Source organism: Psychroflexus maritimus (genome assembly GCF_011089875.1).
In the GTDB taxonomy this organism is placed as follows: Bacteria; Bacteroidota; Bacteroidia; order Flavobacteriales; family Flavobacteriaceae; genus Psychroflexus; species Psychroflexus maritimus.
The window spans coordinates 1-208 of record NZ_JAANAS010000028.1 but is presented as its reverse complement, the minus strand read 5'-3'; the positions used below and the strand labels follow the sequence as shown (position 1 = coordinate 208).

The 208-nt window shown below is 42.3% G+C and carries 1 protein-coding gene; it reads left to right on the top strand.

The window, feature by feature from the left end:
* Positions 1-208: hypothetical protein (locus G7034_RS02480; protein WP_166399383.1), on the top strand; the 208-nt coding region annotated here is incomplete at both ends.

Here is a 208-nt window from a genome sequence, read left to right as displayed (position 1 = left end):
TTCCTTTTGAATTAACTGATTTAGAGGTTTGTGCGGTAAGCGAAGACGGAATTGGTATAGAAATCGATTTAACCGAGCAGGAAGAATTTATTTTTGGAAATACCGATGCCAGTATTTACACCACCACCTATCATTTTACCCAAGGCGAAGCCGCTTCGGGTCAAAACCCCATTGCCAATCCAAGCGCTTTTGAAACCCTTGAAAACCC